This window comes from Ruoffia sp. FAM 24228 (genome assembly GCF_045528575.1).
GTDB lineage: Bacteria > Bacillota > Bacilli > Lactobacillales > Aerococcaceae > Ruoffia > Ruoffia halotolerans.
In genome coordinates this window covers 1-2,951 of sequence record NZ_JBGQQZ010000113.1, presented here as the reverse complement: position 1 = coordinate 2,951, position 2,951 = coordinate 1, and the positions used below count along the sequence as shown (strand labels likewise).

2 protein-coding genes and 1 pseudogene are annotated in these 2,951 nt (G+C 38.3%); 2 read left to right on the top strand and 1 reads right to left on the bottom strand.

The window, feature by feature from the left end:
- Window positions 1-117: 117 nt before the first annotated feature.
- The gene (locus ACEN33_RS12040; RefSeq protein WP_407095185.1) at window positions 118-870 is read right to left on the bottom strand and encodes a MurR/RpiR family transcriptional regulator; all 753 of its coding nucleotides are present in this window, start codon (window positions 868-870) and stop codon (window positions 118-120) included.
- A 209-nt stretch (window positions 871-1,079) separates the two neighbouring features.
- Between ACEN33_RS12040 and ACEN33_RS12035 the strand changes: the two genes are divergently transcribed.
- Together ACEN33_RS12035 and ACEN33_RS12030 are read left to right on the top strand one after the other, a co-directional pair.
- Window positions 1,080-2,474 (top strand): 6-phospho-beta-glucosidase, encoded by a 1,395-nt coding sequence (locus ACEN33_RS12035; RefSeq protein ID WP_407095184.1) that lies wholly within the window; start codon window positions 1,080-1,082, stop codon window positions 2,472-2,474.
- Between the two features lie 89 nt (window positions 2,475-2,563).
- Window positions 2,564-2,650, top strand: a pseudogene (locus tag ACEN33_RS12030) (histidine phosphatase family protein); the annotation flags it as partial.
- Window positions 2,651-2,951: the final 301 nt, after the last annotated feature.

Sequence of the window (2,951 nt, the reverse complement as noted above, 5' to 3'; positions counted from 1 at the left end):
GAAGGTTCATTTAGTTAAAATCTACTTCGAGAACGCACTATTTTGTAGAAAAATTTCCAATTTTTCCAAGAACGATTAATTTATTCAAGAAACCAGCTTAAATTATAGAGGTATGAATTATTCAGGAATTGATGTGTTGGAAGTAAAATTCGCAATCTTTGAATAGAGCTTTTCCCGTGTTGTAATATGTAAAGTAACGTCACTCAAATTAGAAATCGTATTGTCGCCAATACTTGTCAGACTAATAATGGATGAGCCGCGTTCACGCAACATGTCAATGCATTTTAGCATAATATCATTCTCTCCCGTATAGGAAATGACGATGGCGCACGTGTCTTCCGTTGAATGGTAAGCTTCGTAATCAATGTAGTGATACGTCGATGCAATCGACACGTTTCGATTAATTCGGCGCATTTTAGTGACAAAATCTTGTGAAATCATTGCATTTGTATGACTTCCGAAAATTTTAATTTCTTTGGCTTTCAATAATTTTTCTTGGGCCTGCATTAAATTCTGATAATCTAATAAGGACAGCGTATCTTGAATCGTATTGTGCTCAAGAGTGGCTAGCTTATTGGCTATAGAAAGTAAGTTATCTTGCTTTTCAAATGGGAGGTTTGCGTCAATGGAATTATAATTACTATTTAAATAGTGCCATTCCTTTAAATAGGCATCTTTTAGGTCGGTCCAACCTTTAAAGCCGAGCTTTTTCGCTACACGAATTAAACTTGTCGGGTTCGTGTGTGTTATTTGAGCTAGAGCAGTGGTGGTCATGTTTTCCAGTAACTGTGGGTTTTCGGTCATGTAGTCGACTAAGGTTTGTTCGGCATCAGAAAAATGTTCAGACTTCATTTGTTCGATAATTAGCATGATAGTCTCCTAACTTCATTTTATTTAATCATATAGGAATTGAGTGATTTTCACAACATTTAGTATATTTTGTGTCACCCTTACACAAGGAAAATGTGAAAAGACCATTGATTTGTGACGAGGCATACTACTTGACCTCACGCTGTTGTAAAGGTTTACTTGCAGGGTTAAGCTAACCTTACAAACAAATAGAGGAGGCTATATTTTTTATGGCTAAAGGGATTAAAATTGTAACAATCGGTGGCGGATCAAGCTATACGCCTGAACTCATTGAAGGTTATATTAAACGAAAAGATGAATTGCCAATCGAAGAAATCGTACTGGTGGATATCGAGGCGGGGCAGGAAAAACTGAATATCGTTGGCGAAATGGCTAAGCGAATGATTAAAGCGGCCGGATTAGACTGGAAAGTGACATTAACTTTAGACCGTTTCAATGCCTTAAAAGATGCAAACTTTGTGACGACACAATTTCGTGTAGGGCTACTGGATGCGCGTGTGAAAGATGAACGGATTCCATTGTCACACGGTATTTTAGGACAAGAAACAAATGGAGCCGGTGGGATGCTTAAGGCGATGCGTACAATTCCTGTGATTGGTTCAATTATTGAAGATATGCGACAACAATGCCCAAATGCTTGGTTAATCAACTTCACCAATCCAGCTGGGATGGTAACGGAAGCAGCGATTAATGAATTCGGTTGGAAACGCACGATTGGTTTATGTAATGTTCCGATTACTCACTGTATGGATGTTTCTGAGAAATTAAATGTGGAACAAGCAGAATTAAATTTTCAATTTGCTGGGATTAATCATTTTCATTGGCACCGGGTTTGGGATAAAGCTGGGAATGAGCGCACAAAAGAAGTCATCGATTTGTTATACAAAGAGGATGAGGATGCACCTGAAAGCGCACTAAAAAATATTCACGACGCAGGTTATAATGTCGATCAAATTCAAGACTTGGGACTACTACCTTGCGGTTACCACCATTACTACTATTCTGAAGATATTATGTTAGAGCATTCAATTGAAGAATTTAAAAATGGGGAAACGCGTGCGCAAGTAGTGAAAGAAACAGAAAGAAGCTTGTTCGAACTGTATAAAAATCCTGAACTAGATTACAAACCGGAAGAATTAACACAACGTGGGGGAACGTATTATAGTGACGCGGCTTGTGAAGTGATTGCGTCAATCTATAATGACAAACGCACTCAAATGGTTGTCTCGACACAGAACAAAGGTGCAATTGCTGATTTACCGTATAATTCAATTATTGAAGTATCAGCGGAAATTACCTCTCACGGAGCCATGCCTTACAACTGGGGAAGCTTCATGCCAGCAGCTAGAGGAATGTTACAGTTGATGAAAGGAATGGAGGAGACAGTCATTCGTGCTGCGGTTGAGGGTAACTACGGTGCAGCTTTACACGCCTTTACGATCAATCCTTTAGTACCAGCAGGAAATACAGCCAAACGTGTGTTGGATGAATTACTTTACGCGCACAAAGAACACCTACCACAATTTGCCGAAAAAATTAAAGAGATTGAAGCAAAACAACCCGAGGTGGTTGAGTATGTGGATGAGTTAATGAAGTCGAATTAAGTAAATTTGTAGCCTCATGGAGTATAATTTTATACTTCAAGAGGTTATTTTAATATAATATTTGAAGGAGAATGGAAGGAGCTGTTGTAATGGGACAAACAATCTATATGATGCGACATGGGCAGACATTATTCAACTTACGAGGTAAGATCCAAGGTGCTTCTGATTCGCCACTAATTGCTCAGCTTTGGACTTTCAATACCATGAAGGTCAGTTTAAATACATTGATCTCATCAATCATGACTACAGTGGCTTATAAGACGAAAATATATTTGACTCAAGGAATTGATGTGCTAAAGTAGAATGAAATAAAATAATATAAAAATATCGCCGGATAGACATTCATTTTTGGGTTCATGAATTTTTGATGTTGGTGGACCGAGGAGCCAGGTGACGCAGTCACCTTGGCTCTTTTTTTATTCCTATGTTTAAGTGTCTCTCTATGCAACGATAGTTTGTGTTGTGTTCTCATCTTTA